The organism is Photobacterium piscicola (assembly GCF_900166965.1).
GTDB lineage: Bacteria > Pseudomonadota > Gammaproteobacteria > Enterobacterales > Vibrionaceae > Photobacterium > Photobacterium piscicola.
In genome coordinates, this window is the sequence record NZ_FUZI01000002.1 from 524445 (window position 1) to 542649 (window position 18205).

The following is an 18205-nucleotide window of genomic DNA, read 5'->3' on the forward strand; positions in this document are numbered from 1 at the left end:
ATATTGAGACAGGTATATGCTTAATCTATTCAACATTGAGTCTAATTTGTCACGAAGGAACGAAGTATGAGCAAAATATACGAAGATAACTCTCTCACTATTGGTAACACTCCGCTGGTACGTCTTAATCGTGTCAGTAACGGTAAGGTGCTCGCAAAAATCGAAGCACGTAACCCAAGCTTTAGTGTTAAATGCCGCATTGGTGCCAATATGGTATGGGAAGCAGAGAAAAATGGCTTATTAAAAGAAGGTGTTGAACTTGTAGAACCGACCAGTGGTAATACAGGCATCGCGCTGGCTTTTGTGGCTGCAGCTCGTGGCTATAAACTTACTCTCACCATGCCAGAAAGCATGAGTCTTGAGCGCCGCAAATTATTAAAAGCACTTGGTGCAACATTGATTCTCACTGAAGCGGCTAAAGGTATGAAAGGCGCAATTGATAAAGCAGAAGAAATTGTCAATTCAAATCCAAGTAAATATCTATTGCTACAACAATTTAATAACCCGGCTAACCCCGCTATTCATGAAAAAACCACAGGGCCTGAGATCTGGGATGCTACCGATGGCGAAATTGATGTCTTTGTCTCAGGTGTCGGTACAGGCGGCACAATTACAGGTGTAAGTCGCTATATTAAACAACAGCAAGGCAAAGCTATTACAGTGGTTGCAGTAGAACCATCAGAATCCCCAGTGATGACTCAAACCGTTAATGGTGAAACCGTTCAACCAGCACCGCATAAGATTCAAGGTATTGGTGCCGGCTTTATTCCTGGCAATCTTGATTTAGCACTGATCGATGAAATTGAGCAAGTTAGCTCGGAAGATGCGATTGATATGGCGCGTCGATTAATGGATGAAGAAGGTATATTGGCGGGAATTTCATCAGGAGCCGCCGTTGTTGCTGCAAATAATATTGCTGCTCGACCAGAATTTGCTGATAAAAACATTGTTGTTATTTTACCCAGTTCTGGCGAACGCTACTTATCTACAGCACTTTTTGCGGGTATCTTTACAGAAAAAGAAACCCAACAGTGATCACACTTTGTGATGTTATCTAGGTATATCTACCCTCAAAAAGGCCCTTTGCGGGCTTTTTTGTTGCATTTTATTCTTAGCTTTACTATAAAGCTGATGCGCTTTATTTTTAGCATCAAAATAAAAGGACAATTATTAGTCAATTTTGATTAATACTAAAAAAAGTTTTTCATAAAACTTTGACTTGGATTAAAGCTAAGACAGTATGTTATTAGGTAGTTTATACTGCTTACACAACATGCTGAGACTATAATCACAGCGGTTATAGCTTGTAAGGCAAACTATTAATATAACAAATATATCTAAATCGGGGTGAAATATGTATCAGAAGCAAGTTGAAATTACTGCACCAAACGGCCTACACACTCGTCCAGCGGCACAGTTCGTTAAAGATGCAAAATCATTTGAAGCTGACATCACAGTAACTTCAAACGGTAAAAGCGCAAGCGCTAAGAGCTTATTTAAGCTTCAAACTCTTGGCCTAGTTAAAGGTGCAGTAATTACTATTGCAGCTGAAGGTGCACAAGCTCAAGAAGCAGTAGATAAGCTAGTAACTCTTACAGAGCTACACGACGGCGCTGAAATCGCAATGTTCCGCGAAATCTAAGCTAAGTTTGTATACAAACGAGTTTCCAGTTTTTAGTTAATTTAAAGGTAAGGCTATGATTTCAGGTATCCTGGCGTCTCCTGGTATTGCTTTCGGTAAAGCATTGCTATTGCAAGAAGAAGAGATTGTTCTAAACAAAACTCCAATCGCTGCAGACCAGATCGATAACGAAATTCAACGTTTCTTCGACGCTCGAAAAAAATCTTCTGAGCAACTTGAAGTTATCAAAGAAAAAGCACGTGTCACCTTTGGTGAAGAGAAAGAAGCCATCTTTGAAGGTCACATCATGTTGCTTGAAGATGAGGAGCTAGAAGAAGAGATCATAGCCCTTATTAAAGATAAGCATTCAGCGGATTACGCGATTTATTCTATCATTGAAGAACAAGCGCAAACCCTTGAATCACTTGATGACGAGTATTTAAAAGAACGTGCAAGTGATATCCGTGATATCGGTAGCCGTTTTATTAAAAACGCATTAGGTATTAATGTTATTAATTTAAGTGCTATTGATGAGCAAGTGATTTTGGTTGCTAACGACCTAACACCATCAGAAACAGCACAAATTAATCTAGAGTTCGTTCTTGGCTTTATTACTGATATCGGTGGTCGTACTTCACACACCTCTATCATGGCTCGTTCACTAGAAATTCCTGCAATTGTAGGTACAAATAACATTACATCTTTAGTTAAGAACGGCGATATGTTAGTTCTTGATGCAATCAATAATCAGGTTGTTATCAATCCAACTGATGATGAATTAAACAAATTTAAAGCTATCCGTGATGCTAATAAAGCAGAGCAAGAAGAACTAGCTAAGCTAAAAGATCTTCCTGCAATTACACTTGATGGCAAGCAAGTTGAAGTATGCGGCAACATTGGTACAGTTAAAGACTGTGCTGGCGTTAACCGTAATGGCGGTGAAGGCGTTGGTCTATACCGTACTGAATTCTTGTTCATGGACCGTGATTCTCTACCTACAGAAGAAGAACAGTACCAAGCATACAAAGAAGTAGCAGAAGCAATGCATGGCGAGCCAGTGATTATCCGTACTATGGATATCGGTGGTGATAAAGATCTACCTTATTTAGATCTTCCTAAGGAAATGAACCCATTCTTGGGTTGGCGTGCAATTCGTATCAGCCTAGATCGTCGTGAAATCCTTCGTGACCAATTCCGTGCTATTCTGCGTGCGTCAGCACACGGTAAAGTACGTATCATGTTCCCGATGATTATTTCGGTTGAAGAAGTACGTACACTAAAAGCTGCTATTGAAGAATTTAAGGTTGAATTAACCGCTGAAGGTTTAGCGTTTGACACTAACATCGAGATCGGTGTTATGGTTGAAACACCAGCAGCCGCAGCGATTGCACACCACTTAGCGAAAGAAGTTTCTTTCTTTAGTATTGGTACCAACGATTTAACCCAGTATACTCTAGCAGTTGACCGTGGTAATGAGCTTATCTCTCATCTCTACAATCCACTATCGCCTGCTGTACTTACTGTGATCAAGCAAGTTATTGATGCTTCTCACGTTGAAGGTAAGTGGACAGGTATGTGTGGTGAACTTGCTGGCGACGAACGTGCAACCCTACTTCTATTAGGTATGGGTCTGGACGAGTTCAGCATGAGTGCTATTTCTATCCCTCGCGTTAAGAAAGTTATCCGTAATGCTAACTTTGCTGACGTTAAAGCAATGGCAGAGTATGCTTTAACTCTTCCAACAGCGGCTGAGATTGAAGAGCACGTAGAAAAATTCATCGCAGAAAAGACCATCTGCTAATAAAATATAGCTGCAGATAAAATAACAACGCTTAGGAGCAACGATATGGGCCTGTTTGACAAATTAAAGAAAATGGTTTCTGACGACAGCAGTGAAGCTAGTGTAATTGAAATTATCGCACCACTTTCTGGCGAAATCGTTAACATCGAAGATGTGCCTGATGTAGTATTTGCTGAAAAAATTGTTGGTGATGGTATTGCTATCAAACCAACTGGCAACAAAATGGTTGCACCAGTAAACGGTACTATCGGTAAGATTTTTGAAACTAACCACGCTTTCTCTATTGAGTCTGACGATGGCATCGAGCTTTTTGTTCACTTCGGTATTGATACTGTTGAACTTAAAGGCGAAGGTTTTACTCGCATCGCTGAAGAAGGCCAATCTGTTAAAGTTGGCGACACTATCATCGAATTCGATCTTGCACTTCTAGAAGAGAAAGCTAAGTCAACATTGACGCCAGTAGTTATCTCTAACATGGACGAGATCAAAGAGCTAATCAAGCTATCTGGTGCTGTAAACGTTGGTGAAACACCAGTACTACGCATCAAGAAATAAGATAGTTACTATCTTAATAAAAAACGCAGCTTTCTAGCTGCGTTTTTTTATGTCTATTATAAATCCATCTTTGCTTATAAAAACACACTAAATCGCCTCTGTGCCACTTTCTCTATTCATCTTGATATATTACATCTCAATTTATTAAACCGCTCATAGGTAATACTAGCCCCATTAATTAAGTGATTATCCTTTAAAAACATTAGGTCAAAAACTTATTGTGAACGGCATAATACTATAGACATTATTACTGACTATTTATGAGCAGCCATAAAAAAACGCCACTATAAAATAGTCGCGCTTCTTATATATCATCATAATTCATATTTAATTGATGGCTTATGCTGTCATCACCTCAACTTGTAATTTAACATGTTCACAATTGGGTTCGCCAGATTCAAACAGCATTGGCATATTTAATCCTGTCGATAATGTTTGTGCCAAAATAGTTCGCCAGCCACCATCATCTAGTCGTTCTTGTACTTGTAACGCAATGCTAACACTTTCAGCTGAAACATCGAGTAATTGCGCACTGCCTACCACTTCACGGTATGAATGATGATTATTTTCACTTAAGCCTTCAAAAAAAATGGTTTCTTCGCCTGGCAATAAAGACAATGACGTATTAACCATTTGTCGTAATCGACAAGCACTGTGTATTTCAAAACTGACATCCAACAGCCAATCAGCCATCGCCAGTGGGCTCAATAATGAACTAAGAAATAATTGCCCTTTACCCATTGTTAACTTTTCCATTGCGATTACCTCTCTACAAGCTAATACGCAAACACATCTTTGACTCGTGAGCTTCGAACTAGATATAACCCTAGCCAAACCGTTAATAACAAGGTTAATGCACCAACCCAAGAGAATGCACCTTGACGCAACACGAGATGATATATTTGCAAAGCAAAATCGATACTGTAAGCAGCTATTAATAATTTTTTTCCATGCTGCCACAGATAATGTACAACTTTATTATTGCTATTACGCTGACCCGATAACCACATTAATAATAAGGCAGGACTTCCCAATACCATGCCTATATAAAGTGTCTCTCGAAGAGGATAAATCAACTCAAGCAATTGTCCGCCTTGGGTTCGACTCACCCCTGCCATGATAAAAATCACCAATGCTTTCGCATTAAAAATCAGCGCTAGCCATAGCATCTTATTTAGTTTTAACTGCCCATGATCATCATAAGCATTGATAGGATAAAGCAAACAACTTCCCTCTTACCTGTTTAACTCAATACGCATCAATTAAGATAACATCAATACACTATGGCTTAATTTCGACTCTAATCGATCACTGCATATTAAGTACTATTTAAGCGCTATTTTTGTGGAATACCGCACTTTTCATTTATGCATATTGCCGTATAAGTCACGTTTTTTGATCTAAAACCAACAAAAACAGGTTATTTCTCAACCAATACCTATGGCCCAAATAGGTTGGTTAATTCTTTTTAATCATAAAGTTACAATATGAATATAGTATTAACACCATGTTCATCTAAAACTGGAATTTTCATACAAAAAACCGTAAATATATAAATTTCAACATATATACCAACAACCATACATACAGCAACACTGCTGCTAAAATAAAGTAATCAGATATAATCACTCTTAATAACCATTTATCAATAAGGTCACTAGTGCGTATGACGACCATGAAAAAAAATACAATACCTTCTGCAGAAACACAGATAGAAGCATTACGTGTTGCTAAAGCCACGCAAAAAGAAGGTCAAACAAAAGAGCAAACAAAACTTATCGCACAAGGAATTCAAAAAGGGATTGAACAATATAAAAAACAACAGAAAGCCAAAGCCAGAGAACGTGATAAATTAAAGAAGAAAACTCAGCAAGTCAAAAATACTCAACTTGAAACCACCGCTAATACGTCATCATCAGCCCCACAAATTATCTATAAGCAACATTGGCTACCATGGGGACTTATTATTGTTTCTTGGGTTGGCTTTGGGGCTTATTTAGCCTATACCAGTGCACTATGATGAGAGCAAATATGAAAATTATTGGTTTTATAACAGCGATTGGTGGCTTAATCAGTGGTTGTGCCGATCCTCAAGCGACACCATGGCAACGTCAAATAGACATGCCTTGTGATAATAAATCCCATTGTGTATCAACACTTGAACAACGTGAAAAGTTTAAGCTTGCTCCCTTCACGCTAACCGCCAAAGGTATTCAACGTTGGTCTGATATTATTGCTGTCGCCCAAACGTTACCAGGAGCAAAGCTAATCGAACATGATGATACTTACTTTCATATTGAAGTCACCAGTGCTGTATTTGGCTTTGTGGATGACTTTGAAGTCAAACAACACGCACAACAACTGCATGTAAGATCTATCTCTCGCAGTGGTTATTCTGATTTTGGCGTCAACCGTAAACGAGCACACCAATTTAGAACCCAATTAGTCGAACAACAATTAATTCATGACACATCGACCACCAGCGATTAATACGATACCGCAAATTCACACATCGTAACTCGACTCAAAAAAAAACCATGACAATCCAAATGTTTATTTGAATTGTCATGGCTTCATTATGGTGTTGTTAACGCTATTTAATTTACTTTTTTATCTTTACCTAGCGACAATAGCCACACACTCACAGCTGCGACGGCCACAAAACCAGATAAAATAATCACAGGCATTGCTGCATAACCCAACACATGCCAAATTACTGATTCTAGCGTACTCATCATTTCTCCTTTGGTTTATTGCCACCCAGCCACATCTTTCATGTCTGGTAACTTATGGGCAATCCCCTTATGGCAATCAACACAGGTTTTATCGCCAGATGCTAATGCGGTCGAATGCTGTTTTGCACTACGTGGCGCTTGCTCAGAAAAGTCCATATAATTGAACTGATGACAATTACGGCATTCTTGAGAATCGTTATTTTTCATACGTTGCCATTCTCGTTCAGCTAAATGACCACGACGAGCATTAAACTTTTCAGGGGTATCAATTGTACCCATCATATGAGCAACAATTTCTTTTGAAGCCTGTACCTTACGCACAATTTTATCCGTCCAATTATGAGGTACATGACAATCAGAACAAATTGCCCTTACCCCTGATCGGTTAGAAAAGTGTATCGTTTCTTGAATCTCTTTTACGATTGGCGCATGACAACCAGCACAGAATTCTTCTGAGTTAGTTTTTTCCATTACGGTATTAAACCCGCCCCAGAATAATAGTCCGCCCATAAATCCCATAAAGAGAACAAGCCCGACAGCGACTTTGCTGGGTGTTTTTAGTCGTAACCAAAATGTTTTTAACAACTTCATAGATCAACCTTTTTACTATTCAGTCACGATTAACGTAATGCACTTACACGTTTAAAGTCATTTTCAACTAATGGCTTAGCGTCTGCTTGAGGCACATGGCACTGCAAACAAAAATAACGGCTTGGTGATACATCAGACAACACTTGGCCTTGCTGTGGTGACACATAATGGGTCACACTGATCTTGGTTGCCCCCATCTCTTTGGCATTTTTCCAACTATGGCAAGCAAGACACTTATTAGCATTAAGTGACACTTCGTAGTGACGAATGGTATGTGGGATCAGCGGTGGCTGATAAATATAATCACTGTCTATTACCCCTTGATCCTTTGGATAATGCTTCATTAGATCCGCTGGGCGTGTTGCTTCAATTTCAGCCAAACCACGTAATGACTCAAGTCCACCAATGCCACCGGGATTATCTAATTTAGCTGCAGCGGCAATATTTGCCGTTGTCTTCGCGGTTTCAGTTGCTGTCGTAACATTGTTATCATCACTATGTGCAATGCCGGTGAGCATCAGTCCTGCAACTAATACTGCAAAAATTAATTTCTTCATGCTGTTCTCCGTTTCTGTACATATTCTAGTTACAGCGAACGACAACCCTCGTCCGCTGAATTAATTGATTAGATCTTGGTGATCTTGATAGGACATTTCTTAAAATCTGTCTGTTTCGACAATGGATCAGTTGCATCCAAGATCAATTTATTAACTAAAATATTGGCATCAAAGAACGGTACAAAGACCAATCCAACCGGTGGACGATTACGACCACGCGTTTCTACTCGACAGCGTACTTCACCACGGCGCGATGACAATAACACTTCATCACCACGACGAAGGTTACGGGCTTTTGCATCTTGTGGATTGATGTAGCACGATGCATCTGGCACCGCTTTATATAGTTCTGGTACACGACGCGTCATGGTACCTGTGTGCCAATGCTCTAACACACGTCCAGTACACAACCACATATCATAATCTTGATCAGGCACTTCCGGTGGCGCTTCATAAGGTGCTGAAATGATTAACGCCTTACCATCAGGTTTGCCATAAAAGTCCCAGCCAGTGCCTTTTTTAGCGTAGGGATCAGTGCCTTCTTTAAAGCGCCATTGGGTTTCTTTACCATCCACAACAGGCCAACGTAAACCACGAACTTTATGGTAAGTATCATAAGGTGCTAAATCATGCCCATGACCACGACCAAAACTTGCGTACTCTTCAAAGAGCCCTTTTTGAACGTAATAACCTTGCGCTTGAGCATCATCATTCAATGGTTGCGCTTCGGTTAATGGGAATTTATCAACGTGACCATTAAGGAATAAAATATCGTACATCGTTTTACCGCGGTACTGAGGCATCTTATTAAGTAATGCTTCATCCCACACTTCTTCAACCTTAAACCGCTTTGAAAACTCCATGATCTGCCATAAATCAGACTTAGCATCACCAGGCGCTTTAACTTGTTGATACCAAGCTTGAGTACGACGCTCAGCATTACCATAAGCGCCTTCTTTTTCAACCCACATAGCCGTTGGTAGAATCAGATCAGACGCTTGAGCGGTAACCGTTGGGTAAGGGTCAGAACAGACGATAAAGTTATCTGGATTACGGTAACCCGGTAAACGCTCTTCATTAATATTAGGACCCGCTTGCATGTTGTTATTACACATCACCCAATACGCGTTTAATTTACCGTCATTCAGCATTCGATCTTGCTGCACGGCGTGGTAACCCGGTTTAGGTGGAATCGTACCTTCAGGCAACTTCCAAATATTTTCAGCAATAGCACGGTGCTTAGGATTAGCAACCAGTAAATCAGCCGGTAAACGGTGAGCAAACGTACCTACTTCACGTGCAGTACCACATGCTGAAGGCTGACCGGTTAATGAAAATGGACTATTACCCGGCGTTGAAATTTTACCGGTTAATAAATGCAAGTTATAAACCAAACTTTGCATCCATACACCACGAGTATGTTGGTTCATTCCCATGGTCCATAAAGACATTACTTTGAGTTTAGGATCGGCATAATATTTAGCTAACTCAACCAGTTTTTCAGGTTCAACACCTGACATTTGTGATGCTTTTTCAAGGGTATATTCCGCAACTGACGCTTTATATTCGTCAAATGTCATTGGGAATAGTTCGCCTGAATTAGGGTTTTCAGCTTGCTTTTGTAATGGATTATCATCACGTAAACCGTAGCCAATATCCGTTTGAGCACGTTTGAAATGAGTATGTTTATTAACAAAATCCCAATTCACAGCATCGTTTTCAATGATGTAATTAGCGATATAGTTAGCAATAGCTAAATCAGTTTGCGGATGGAAAATCATGCCATTATCAGCTAATTCAAACGAACGGTGCTCATAAGTCGACAACACATTTACTTTTACATGGGGATGACTTAAACGACGATCAGTCATTCGTGTCCATAATACAGGGTGCATTTCAGCCATGTTTGAACCCCAAAGTACAAACACATCTGCATGCTCTAAATCATCATAACACCCCATCGGCTCATCAATACCAAAGGTACGAATAAAGCCAACTACCGCAGACGCCATACAGTGACGGGCATTGGGATCGATATTGTTTGAACGAAAGCCAGCTTTCATCATTTTAGATGCCGCATAGCCTTCCATGACAGTCCATTGGCCTGAGCCAAACATACCAACACCTGTAGGGCCTTGCTTTTTCAATGCTGCTTTCCATTTCTCAGCCATCACATCAAACGCGTGATCCCATGAAATAGGCGTGAACTCGCCTTCTTTATGGTACTCACCATCTTTCATGCGTAATAATGGCGTTTGTAAACGATCTTTACCGTACATTATTTTCGATAAAAAATAGCCTTTAATACAGTTAAGGCCTTTGTTTACAGGTGCTTTGGGATCACCTTGCGTCGCAACCACTCGTCCATTTTGAGTCCCGACTAACACTGAACAACCCGTACCACAAAAACGACAAGGCGCTTTATCCCATTTAATCTTCGTTTCATCAGAACTCACAATTAAATTCGTCGCTGATGCTGGTAACGAAATACCCGCTACCGCAGCAGCTGATGCTGCAGCATTTGCTTTCACAAATGCTCTTCTTGTCATTTTCATAGCTTACCCTCAGCTTGTGTATCGTAGTGCTCAATATGGTGATAGACCAAAAAAGTAATTAATACATGATCTAAATTATTAATTTTATCAATTGCATCTGTTACGTAGCCTTGGTTCTCTGTCTCAAGTACTACGATAATTTTCCCTTCTTCACTTGTCGCAGGAATTTCGGTGTTCGGTATTGCTAAAATCTGTTGGCTAATCGTTGCTAAATATTGTGGCTTAACGTGAACGATAAGGCTTGAGGTATGCACTTCATTTAATGTCATGTTTACTCTCTATAATTCTTTAAATTTAAGGCGTTATCATTTCAATCGCAGCCACAGGGCAACCGCTTATACATGCACCACATCCACTGCAATCAGCCTGATTGATAACAGGTTGAGCAACCTTTGCCACTTGTAAAGAAAAAGTGATTGCTTGTGTTTCACATTGGTCGCCACAACTACGGCATTCAATGTTATTGAGTGCGAGACACGATGAATTAATCGTAGCCACTTGTGTCCATGGAGGTTGGGATTGGAGCTCAAATAAAGGTTCAGGGCACACATCTGCACATTGATAGCAAAAACTACATTCACCTTCCCCATGATGAAAATCCACCACTGGAAAACCACCATCACCTTTTATAATCACCTTTGTTTGGCAAGCATCAATACAAGCATTACAACGTAGACAATGATCAGTGAAGGTATTTTCGTCCTTTATCCAAGGCAAGCGTGGCTGTGGAGATAGCTGCTTACGAGTAAAAAAAACTCGACGAGAACGATTAATCACAGCGCTCTCCTTTATATATGTAAACATTATATGATGACCAATTAATCTCTCTTGCTGTCATTCACTTTCTATTAATGTTCTTTTACGTTATTTTTAAATATCGTCATAACTGCGAACATACCCCCTAAGGGGTAATTGACCCTATACTTTGATCTAGATCAATAAAACATAGTGGATAATATCTAACATTTGCAAATTTATCGTTTAATCAGTCAGTGCAAAATTAGCAAACTCAATATAATCCTAATAAATAATACCTAGCATCCCTTTCCATTAACAATCATTCATATTTATAGGTTGGCGGCAATTCATGCAACAGCAAAAAGTTAATTCCGTTACCACCACAATTGGTCGTTCAATGGTAACTATTCTATTTTTAGTTGCGACAACGACGAGCTTAGCGCTATGTATGTTAGTTTCGAGTCTTAACGATGCGGCAGCAATCAACACAGCAGGCTCACTAAGAATGCAAAGTTATCGCTTGGCATTTGATATCGAAACTCAATCTCCATTACTTAACTCTCATACTATTGAGTTTGATCAATCACTGACATCGCCAACAATGCAGGAATTACATCGTTGGTACACTCCACAAACAATACAGCACCATTACACAGAATTACTCTTAACATGGCAGGCTGTACGTTCAGAATTAGATCAAATAGATAAGGATGGCTATTTAATTCAAGTCGCCCCTTTTGTAGAGCGTATCGATCAATTTGTCTTTGAATTACAACAATCATCCGAAAACAAGTTACATCTTTTAGCACTTATTAGTGCGGTAGGTTTATTACTCATTTTGATGGTGGTGTTATTTACAATCCAATTTACACAGCGCCAAATTGTAGCCCCGCTCAATCAATTAATGGCGGGATGTAAACAAATTAAGCAACATCAATTTTCATTAACCATCAATAATAAGAGTAAAAACGAATTAGGAATTTTAGCGCGCACATTTACCCAAATGGCTGCAGATTTAAATAATTTTTATTACGATTTAGAACAAAGCGTCAATGAAAAAACTCACCGTCTGCGCCATGCTAATGAATCGTTGAAAGTGTTATATAACTGCTCGCAACAACTATCAGTTAGCCGCTTAACTCATCACCATTTTCAACAGATGTTGGAAACATTAATTGCGATTGATGGTTTAACTGCAGCTAAGTTAATTATTGAAGAATCAAATGGCACCACCACTGAAATTACCGTCGGTGAAGAACAATCAACCACTTGGCACCGACAGCAATTATTAATTGATGGTGAAACAATGGGGCAACTATGGTGGCAATATCAATTACCTTGTCCTGATCTGGCATTGATTGAAAATATCGCTAATATTTTAAGCCGTGGAATTTATTACAACCGAACTCAAAAACAGACCGAGCAGTTATTATTAATGGAAGAGCGAGCGACAATTGCTCGTGAGCTACATGACTCATTAGCACAGTCATTATCGTATCTTAAAATTCAATTAACACTATTAAAACGACAACTTACTAACACCGACAATCGCCAGCAACAAACCATACAAACTATTGATGAAGAGCTATCAAATGCTTACACCCAATTACGCGAGTTATTGAGTACCTTTAGATTAACCATCAAAGAAGCCAATTTCAGTGAAGCATTAACACAATTATTAATACCATTACGGGAACAAACGCCAGCGCAATTTAACATTGAAAATCACTTACCATCAATGGCATTAATTGCACATAATCAGGTCCATTTATTACAGATTATTCGTGAAGCAGTATTAAATGCAATCAAGCATGCTGATGCCAAGCAAATCAAAATTTCATGTCATCAACAACACGGCATTATTAATGTTGAAATTGCTGATGATGGGGTTGGGTTTGATCCCTCAAACTCAAAACTTAATCACTATGGCTTAAACATCATGCAAGAGCGTGCTTCTCGCTTAAAGGGCGAATTAACCCTTTACTCTCAAATCGGCGTTGGCAGTCAAGTTAAGTTGCAATTCGCATTATCAGAAGGATAAAAAGATGACACCTTGGAAAGTAATGATCGTCGATGATCATCCATTAATGCGTAGAGGTATTGGCCAGTTATTGAGTTTCGATACTAAATTTGATGTTATTGGTGAAGCCAGTAATGGTAATGAAGCCATTGCCCTCGCCCATAAACTGCCCGTAGATCTAATTTTGTTAGATCTAAACATGAAAGGTATTTCAGGTTTAGATACTCTGATTACGCTTCGTAATGAAGGCATAGATGCTTGTATTGTGATCCTTACAGTGTCGGATAACCATGCTGATATTAAAACACTTATCGATGCAGGTGCTGATGGCTATTTACTCAAAGATACCGAGCCTGATGAATTAGTCGCTTTACTAAAAACCGCACTAACGGGGGGTAAAGCATACAGTGAAGTTGTAACGGCATTTCTTAATAACAATGGCACTGAAAATACATTATTTTCAAGCTTAACGGAAAGAGAAAATCAAATATTACAAGAAGTAGCCAAAGGCCATAGTAATAAGGTTATTGCAGATTCACTGTTTATTTCAGAAGCCACTGTAAAAGTGCATATGAAAAGTTTATTACGCAAACTGCAAGTCAAATCTCGTACGGCAGCAACAGTACTTTATCTACAAACCTTAGGTTATTAGATACATAAAAAACCGCAGTGATAAACACACTGCGGTCATTAATCATTATGATAGTACTAGCTTACAACGCTAAAGATGTAATTAAATCCTGTTCTCGCGATTCAACCCATTGCAGGTCAAAAGGTCCCCAGTCACTTAATTTATAATACCCATCATTATGACGTCGCCCATCTTGAATAAAAGTCAATTCAATACCAAGCCCAGGTAAGGCTTTTAATACATCTTGAATCGTCCGTCGGGGCCAACCTGTTTGTTCAATTAAACGAGGAACATTAGGACGTTCCGTGTGTTCAACAAGTAAAGCCAGATAAAGTCTACGGGCAAAAACCGGATTCAGTTCCATTGGGGCCTCCATAATATACTGTATCTATTATTGCCCGTTCTCAAACAAGGATGTTGCGTTTGATCAACGAGACATTCGGTTTCATCATTATGGATACAAATAAAGGTGAACTTGCTCGCATTATTCTGATTATCATCATTCAAGTAAGTTACCGTAAATACTCCCAATAAAAGTACAACGGTTGCGATAACCTAATAATCTCGCTATAAAAGATAATCTACTTATTATAAAAAAGTCAGTCAAATATGAACACTATCGCTTATGGCATTAAAAACTGCGACACCATCAAAAAAATGAAGCAATGGTTTACTGCTGAAAATATCGCTTATCAATTTCATGACTACCGTACTGATGGGCTTGATCTTGCACAACTTGAAATCTTTGAAGCAGCACTTGGCTGGGAAGCCATGGTCAATAAACGCGGTACAACTTTCCGTCAATTAACCGCAGAACAAAAAGCCAACCTTGATCGAGAGACAGCATTACAATTAATGCTAGAACAACCCGCCATGATTAAGCGCCCGTTATTACAGCATAATAATCATTACTACTTAGGTTTTAAACCTGACCAATATAACGCTATTTTTCTTACTAAATAACAAGGATACAAGGATGTCTGACAGTCCCGTTATTACACTAGCAAAAGATTTAATGTCTCGTCCTTCAGTCACACCTGAAGACGCAGGTTGCCAACAAGTTATGATCGCGCGCTTACAAACATTAGGGTTTAATATTGAAACCATGGTATTTGAAGATACGGTAAATTTGTGGGCTCGTCGTGGCACTCAAGCACCACTGTTTGTGTTTGCAGGTCATACCGATGTCGTGCCTTCAGGTCCTGTCGAGCAATGGCATACACCGCCTTTTGAACCCACTATTATTGATGGCTACTTACACGGACGTGGTGCTGCTGATATGAAAGGTTCACTGGCCTGTATGGTTGTTGCGATTGAACGTTTTATTGCCCAAAATCCCAATCATAATGGTTCAATTGCACTGCTCATCACTTCTGATGAAGAAGGCCCATTTATTAATGGTACCACTCGCGTAATTGACACCCTTGAAGCACGTAATGAAAAAATAGACATGTGCATTGTAGGTGAGCCATCAAGTACTGATACTGTTGGTGATATTGTCAAAAATGGCCGTCGTGGTTCTATTACCGGTGATCTGCTCATTAAGGGCATTCAAGGCCATGTTGCCTACCCACATTTGGCCAATAATCCGATTCATAAAGCCCTGCCCGCATTAGCTGAATTAGCCGCAACCCATTGGGACAATGGTAATGACTTCTTTCCGCCAACCAGCTTTCAGATTCCCAATATTACCGCTGGCACTGGCGCATCAAATGTTATTCCCGGCCAATGTGATATACAGTTTAATTTCCGTTTCAGCACAGAATTAACCGATGTTGATATTAAACGTCGTGTACATTCAATCCTTGACGCACATGGCTTAGACTACGATTTAAAATGGACCTTAAGTGGTCATCCCTTCTTAACTGACAGTGGTACATTAGTTGATGCCGTTGTTGCTGCCATCACTGGCATTAACCATACTCCGCCACAATTGCTGACAACAGGCGGTACTTCAGATGGCCGTTTTATTGCACGCACAGGCGCACAAGTGGTAGAACTAGGACCCGTTAATGCCACTATTCATAAAGTGAATGAATGCGTTAAAGTCACCGATCTTGAACGGCTAACTGACATGTACCAACAGATTCTAAACAATATTTTATAATTACACTCCACCGACGTTCCTCATCATTAATGCTGTTCAGATAACACTATTGAACAGCTAATAATGCGATATTTGATAGATAATTATGCATTGTTATTATCATGAAACCATCGAAGCTAACCGGCATTCTTGATACTCTATAACAATGATTTAGACTCATGATCAATCACGCATATAAGATGCAGTGAATTGATATAGACATTATCGTTGTGAGGTGAATATGGAATGGTTTTTTAATCCTTGGGTTATCTGTGTGATTATTATTGCGGTGATCGCCAGCAATATTGCCGCTTTAAAATACACTGCTTATATGCGTACAGGACTCAAAAAAAGACACCCACCGCAAACACCATTTGACGACTCTCAGTCATCACACTCCACGGATACTCATAACACTCACGACAACAACCATTCACAGGATAAAAATGACTGATATAAAAACATTAGATAGCCGTATTGTGTACCAAAATAAATGGATGACAGTACGCGAAGATAAAATCCAGCGTCAAAGCGGTGCCGAAGGCATTTATGGTGTGGTTGAAAAGCCCGATTGTGCCGCTATTTTAGCGATTGATAATGGCCGCATTCATCTAGTACAGCAATTTCGCTATAGTATTCAACAACGGTGTTGGGAAATTCCACAAGGGGCATGGGAAGCAAACCCGGATGCGGATCATCTTGATCTTGCAAAAGGTGAACTGCAAGAAGAAACTGGATTAATTGCAGATAACATGGTCTACCTTGGCAGCCAATTTATTGCTTATGGTTTTTTAAATCAAACCTGTCACATTTATCTCGCGACCCAACTCCACTCAGCACCAGAGCAACACCGAGATGCTGAAGAAGAAGATCTCATCAGCCAATCTTTTTCTATTATTGAATTTGAAACAATGATCATTAACGGTGAATTAAAAGATAGCGTCACCATTGCCGCATATGGGCTTGCGAAGCTTAAACAAGCAATTTAACACCAATAAAAAAGCTGCCATTTTATCGGCAGCTTTTTTGATATGTATTATATTATGTTATTAGTTACGGACGACTCAGGTAATCAGCAATACCAACCCATTTATAACTGGTCAATTCTTCTAAGCCCATCGGACCTCGTGCATGCAGTTTTTGCGTAGATACCGCAACTTCTGCACCTAAACCAAATTGCGCACCATCAGTAAAACGGGTTGATGCATTCACATATACCGCCGCAGAACCGGCTGCATTAACAAACCGCTCAGCCGCTTGAATGTTATTGGTCAAGATTGAATCTGAATGGCTAGCATTATGTTTACGCATATGCGCAATAGCTTCATCAACATCAGCAACAACCTTAACGCCTAACGTATAACTTAACCATTCAGTATCAAAGTCACCCGCTTCTGCTTTACGCAGTAAGCTTGCTTTACCTTCAAGTAGATTAAACGCAGCATCATCAGCCACTAAGGTTACTTGGGCTTTATTCATGCGCTCAACTAAACGAGGTAAAAAGGTCGCCGCAATCTGTTCGTTAACTAATAACGTATCCAATGAGTTACATGCAGAAGGCCGTTGTACTTTCGCATTTTCAACCACATCTAATGAGCGGGATAAATCTGCACTGTCATCAACATACATATGGCTAATACCAAAGCCGCCAATGATAACGGGAATAGTGCTATTTTCTTTACACATCTTATGTAAACCAGCACCACCACGAGGAATGATCATATCAACATATTGATCAAGCTTAAGTAATTGCGAAACATATTCACGATCAGGCTGTTCGATATATTGCACAGACGCTGCAGGTAAACCCGCTTTAGCTAATGCAGATTGAATTACTTTTACCAATGCCATATTCGAATGGAACGTCTCACGGCCACCACGCAAAATACTCGCATTACCCGTTTTAAGGCACAGAGCTGCAATATCAATGGTTACATTAGGACGTGCTTCATAAATAACACCAACAACACCTAACGGTACTCGACGGCGGCTTAAACGCATACCATTTTCAAGTACACGACTATCAAGTTCTGCACCAACAGGATCATTTAAGTTAATAACATTGCGCACATCGTTGGCAATAGCACAAATACGCTCATCGTTAAGTAATAAACGATCGATTAACGCATCAGACATACCACTCGCTACAGCAGCGTCCGTATCTTGCTTATTAGCCGCAAGAATAGCCGCTTGGTTTGCTTCTAATTCATCTGCAATAATCGCTAGTGCAGTATTTTTTATCGAGGTTGCAGTGGTCGCTAATTCAAACGCAGCCTGCTGCGCCGCTTGTCCCATTATTTCAAGATTCACAATAA

At 39.7% G+C, this 18205-nt stretch carries 22 protein-coding genes; 12 read left to right on the top strand and 10 right to left on the bottom strand.

What is annotated here, in order from left to right:
• Nucleotides 1–66 precede the first annotated feature (66 nt).
• The 4 genes from cysK to crr all read left to right on the top strand — a co-directional run bounded on the left by cysK (nucleotide 67) and on the right by crr (nucleotide 3977).
• Nucleotides 67–1035 carry a cysteine synthase A gene (gene cysK / locus CZ809_RS08640; RefSeq protein ID WP_080157065.1) on the top strand — a complete coding sequence of 323 codons (969 nt, stop codon included), beginning with the start codon at nucleotides 67–69 and terminating at the stop codon, nucleotides 1033–1035.
• 319 nt (nucleotides 1036–1354) lie between these two features.
• Nucleotides 1355–1642: an HPr family phosphocarrier protein gene (locus tag CZ809_RS08645; protein WP_045037604.1), complete on the top strand. Its 288-nt coding sequence runs from the start codon at nucleotides 1355–1357 to the stop codon at nucleotides 1640–1642.
• A gap of 55 nt (nucleotides 1643–1697) precedes the next feature.
• On the top strand, nucleotides 1698–3422 hold the full coding sequence (ptsI, locus tag CZ809_RS08650; protein ID WP_080157067.1) for a phosphoenolpyruvate-protein phosphotransferase PtsI: 1725 nt from the start codon (nucleotides 1698–1700) through the stop codon (nucleotides 3420–3422).
• Nucleotides 3423–3467: 45 nt separating this feature from the next.
• Nucleotides 3468–3977 carry a PTS glucose transporter subunit IIA gene (gene crr / locus CZ809_RS08655; protein WP_080157069.1) on the top strand — a complete coding sequence of 170 codons (510 nt, stop codon included), beginning with the start codon at nucleotides 3468–3470 and terminating at the stop codon, nucleotides 3975–3977.
• Nucleotides 3978–4316: 339 nt separating this feature from the next.
• Here the strand turns inward: crr and CZ809_RS08660 are convergent, their stop codons facing one another.
• The gene (locus CZ809_RS08660) at nucleotides 4317–4733 is read right to left on the bottom strand and encodes a hypothetical protein (RefSeq protein ID WP_235865868.1); all 417 of its coding nucleotides are present in this window, start codon (nucleotides 4731–4733) and stop codon (nucleotides 4317–4319) included.
• 20 nt (nucleotides 4734–4753) lie between these two features.
• Entirely contained in the window at nucleotides 4754–5200 is a 447-nt protein-coding gene (locus tag CZ809_RS08665) for a DUF2919 domain-containing protein (RefSeq protein ID WP_080157070.1), read from the bottom strand.
• Between the two features lie 452 nt (nucleotides 5201–5652).
• On the opposite strand from CZ809_RS08665, the gene CZ809_RS08670 reads away from it, so the two are divergent.
• Both CZ809_RS08670 and CZ809_RS08675 read left to right on the top strand, forming a co-directional pair.
• The gene (locus CZ809_RS08670; RefSeq protein ID WP_080157192.1) at nucleotides 5653–5997 is read left to right on the top strand and encodes a DUF2956 domain-containing protein; all 345 of its coding nucleotides are present in this window, start codon (nucleotides 5653–5655) and stop codon (nucleotides 5995–5997) included.
• A gap of 11 nt (nucleotides 5998–6008) precedes the next feature.
• Nucleotides 6009–6467 carry a DUF1499 domain-containing protein gene (locus tag CZ809_RS08675; RefSeq protein WP_144396173.1) on the top strand — a complete coding sequence of 153 codons (459 nt, stop codon included), beginning with the start codon at nucleotides 6009–6011 and terminating at the stop codon, nucleotides 6465–6467.
• A gap of 107 nt (nucleotides 6468–6574) precedes the next feature.
• On the opposite strand, the gene CZ809_RS08680 is transcribed toward CZ809_RS08675, so the two are convergent.
• From CZ809_RS08680 to napF, 6 genes are all read right to left on the bottom strand, one after another.
• On the bottom strand, nucleotides 6575–6712 hold the full coding sequence (locus CZ809_RS08680; RefSeq protein WP_080157073.1) for a TIGR02808 family protein: 138 nt from the start codon (nucleotides 6710–6712) through the stop codon (nucleotides 6575–6577).
• 15 nt (nucleotides 6713–6727) lie between these two features.
• Nucleotides 6728–7303 carry a NapC/NirT family cytochrome c gene (locus CZ809_RS08685; protein ID WP_060999543.1) on the bottom strand — a complete coding sequence of 192 codons (576 nt, stop codon included), beginning with the start codon at nucleotides 7301–7303 and terminating at the stop codon, nucleotides 6728–6730.
• Nucleotides 7304–7332: 29 nt separating this feature from the next.
• Nucleotides 7333–7860, bottom strand: a complete 528-nt coding sequence (locus CZ809_RS08690) for a nitrate reductase cytochrome c-type subunit (RefSeq protein ID WP_080157075.1) — start codon at nucleotides 7858–7860, stop codon at nucleotides 7333–7335.
• A gap of 68 nt (nucleotides 7861–7928) precedes the next feature.
• Nucleotides 7929–10415 (bottom strand): periplasmic nitrate reductase subunit alpha, encoded by a 2487-nt coding sequence (napA, locus tag CZ809_RS08695; RefSeq protein ID WP_080157077.1) that lies wholly within the window; start codon nucleotides 10413–10415, stop codon nucleotides 7929–7931.
• Entirely contained in the window at nucleotides 10412–10684 is a 273-nt protein-coding gene (locus CZ809_RS08700) for a chaperone NapD (protein ID WP_080157079.1), read from the bottom strand. Before CZ809_RS08700 ends, napA begins: the two co-directional genes overlap by 4 nt.
• 25 nt (nucleotides 10685–10709) lie before the next feature.
• Nucleotides 10710–11192 (bottom strand): ferredoxin-type protein NapF, encoded by a 483-nt coding sequence (gene napF / locus CZ809_RS08705; protein WP_080157081.1) that lies wholly within the window; start codon nucleotides 11190–11192, stop codon nucleotides 10710–10712.
• A 310-nt stretch (nucleotides 11193–11502) separates the two neighbouring features.
• On the opposite strand from napF, the gene narQ reads away from it, so the two are divergent.
• Nucleotides 11503–13194 (top strand): nitrate/nitrite two-component system sensor histidine kinase NarQ, encoded by a 1692-nt coding sequence (narQ, locus tag CZ809_RS08710; protein ID WP_080157083.1) that lies wholly within the window; start codon nucleotides 11503–11505, stop codon nucleotides 13192–13194.
• Nucleotides 13195–13198: 4 nt separating this feature from the next.
• Nucleotides 13199–13825 carry a response regulator gene (locus CZ809_RS08715; protein WP_210434276.1) on the top strand — a complete coding sequence of 209 codons (627 nt, stop codon included), beginning with the start codon at nucleotides 13199–13201 and terminating at the stop codon, nucleotides 13823–13825.
• A 61-nt stretch (nucleotides 13826–13886) separates the two neighbouring features.
• On the opposite strand, the gene CZ809_RS08720 is transcribed toward CZ809_RS08715, so the two are convergent.
• Nucleotides 13887–14168, bottom strand: coding sequence for a winged helix-turn-helix domain-containing protein (locus CZ809_RS08720; protein WP_036795756.1), 282 nt, complete (start codon nucleotides 14166–14168; stop codon nucleotides 13887–13889).
• Between the two features lie 245 nt (nucleotides 14169–14413).
• Between CZ809_RS08720 and CZ809_RS08725 the strand changes: the two genes are divergently transcribed.
• The 4 genes from CZ809_RS08725 to CZ809_RS08740 all read left to right on the top strand — a co-directional run bounded on the left by CZ809_RS08725 (nucleotide 14414) and on the right by CZ809_RS08740 (nucleotide 16879).
• On the top strand, nucleotides 14414–14767 hold the full coding sequence (locus CZ809_RS08725) for an ArsC family reductase (protein ID WP_080157084.1): 354 nt from the start codon (nucleotides 14414–14416) through the stop codon (nucleotides 14765–14767).
• Nucleotides 14768–14780: 13 nt separating this feature from the next.
• Nucleotides 14781–15911 (top strand): succinyl-diaminopimelate desuccinylase, encoded by a 1131-nt coding sequence (gene dapE, locus CZ809_RS08730; RefSeq protein ID WP_080157086.1) that lies wholly within the window; start codon nucleotides 14781–14783, stop codon nucleotides 15909–15911.
• A 220-nt stretch (nucleotides 15912–16131) separates the two neighbouring features.
• Complete coding sequence (locus CZ809_RS08735; protein ID WP_080157088.1) at nucleotides 16132–16344, top strand: DUF2897 family protein; 213 nt, start codon at nucleotides 16132–16134, stop codon at nucleotides 16342–16344.
• Nucleotides 16337–16879 carry an NUDIX domain-containing protein gene (locus tag CZ809_RS08740; protein ID WP_080157089.1) on the top strand — a complete coding sequence of 181 codons (543 nt, stop codon included), beginning with the start codon at nucleotides 16337–16339 and terminating at the stop codon, nucleotides 16877–16879. Before CZ809_RS08735 ends, CZ809_RS08740 begins: the two co-directional genes overlap by 8 nt.
• Nucleotides 16880–16943: 64 nt before the next feature.
• Here CZ809_RS08740 and CZ809_RS08745 read toward each other — a convergent pair whose 3' ends face one another.
• Nucleotides 16944–18185 carry a glutamate-5-semialdehyde dehydrogenase gene (locus CZ809_RS08745; protein WP_080157194.1) on the bottom strand — a complete coding sequence of 414 codons (1242 nt, stop codon included), beginning with the start codon at nucleotides 18183–18185 and terminating at the stop codon, nucleotides 16944–16946.
• Between the last annotated feature and the right edge of the window lie 20 nt (nucleotides 18186–18205).

Excerpts from the sequence above, each read along its gene's own strand:
- dapE (WP_080157086.1), top strand. The coding sequence starts at position 14,781 with ATGTCTGACAGTCCCGTTATTACACTAGCAAAAGATTTAATGTCTCGT.
- CZ809_RS08745 (WP_080157194.1), bottom strand. The coding sequence starts at position 18,185 with ATGGGACAAGCGGCGCAGCAGGCTGCGTTTGAATTAGCGACCACTGCA.
- CZ809_RS08645 (WP_045037604.1), top strand. The coding sequence starts at position 1,355 with ATGTATCAGAAGCAAGTTGAAATTACTGCACCAAACGGCCTACACACT.
- CZ809_RS08735 (WP_080157088.1), top strand. The coding sequence starts at position 16,132 with ATGGAATGGTTTTTTAATCCTTGGGTTATCTGTGTGATTATTATTGCG.
- CZ809_RS08690 (WP_080157075.1), bottom strand. The coding sequence starts at position 7,860 with ATGAAGAAATTAATTTTTGCAGTATTAGTTGCAGGACTGATGCTCACC.
- CZ809_RS08675 (WP_144396173.1), top strand. The coding sequence starts at position 6,009 with ATGAAAATTATTGGTTTTATAACAGCGATTGGTGGCTTAATCAGTGGT.
- ptsI (WP_080157067.1), top strand. The coding sequence starts at position 1,698 with ATGATTTCAGGTATCCTGGCGTCTCCTGGTATTGCTTTCGGTAAAGCA.
- CZ809_RS08725 (WP_080157084.1), top strand. The coding sequence starts at position 14,414 with ATGAACACTATCGCTTATGGCATTAAAAACTGCGACACCATCAAAAAA.
- CZ809_RS08685 (WP_060999543.1), bottom strand. The coding sequence starts at position 7,303 with ATGAAGTTGTTAAAAACATTTTGGTTACGACTAAAAACACCCAGCAAA.
- CZ809_RS08715 (WP_210434276.1), top strand. The coding sequence starts at position 13,199 with ATGACACCTTGGAAAGTAATGATCGTCGATGATCATCCATTAATGCGT.
- crr (WP_080157069.1), top strand. The coding sequence starts at position 3,468 with ATGGGCCTGTTTGACAAATTAAAGAAAATGGTTTCTGACGACAGCAGT.
- cysK (WP_080157065.1), top strand. The coding sequence starts at position 67 with ATGAGCAAAATATACGAAGATAACTCTCTCACTATTGGTAACACTCCG.
- napA (WP_080157077.1), bottom strand. The coding sequence starts at position 10,415 with ATGAAAATGACAAGAAGAGCATTTGTGAAAGCAAATGCTGCAGCATCA.
- narQ (WP_080157083.1), top strand. The coding sequence starts at position 11,503 with ATGCAACAGCAAAAAGTTAATTCCGTTACCACCACAATTGGTCGTTCA.
- CZ809_RS08720 (WP_036795756.1), bottom strand. The coding sequence starts at position 14,168 with ATGGAACTGAATCCGGTTTTTGCCCGTAGACTTTATCTGGCTTTACTT.
- CZ809_RS08740 (WP_080157089.1), top strand. The coding sequence starts at position 16,337 with ATGACTGATATAAAAACATTAGATAGCCGTATTGTGTACCAAAATAAA.
- CZ809_RS08680 (WP_080157073.1), bottom strand. The coding sequence starts at position 6,712 with ATGAGTACGCTAGAATCAGTAATTTGGCATGTGTTGGGTTATGCAGCA.
- CZ809_RS08700 (WP_080157079.1), bottom strand. The coding sequence starts at position 10,684 with ATGACATTAAATGAAGTGCATACCTCAAGCCTTATCGTTCACGTTAAG.
- CZ809_RS08660 (WP_235865868.1), bottom strand. The coding sequence starts at position 4,733 with ATGGAAAAGTTAACAATGGGTAAAGGGCAATTATTTCTTAGTTCATTA.
- CZ809_RS08670 (WP_080157192.1), top strand. The coding sequence starts at position 5,653 with ATGAAAAAAAATACAATACCTTCTGCAGAAACACAGATAGAAGCATTA.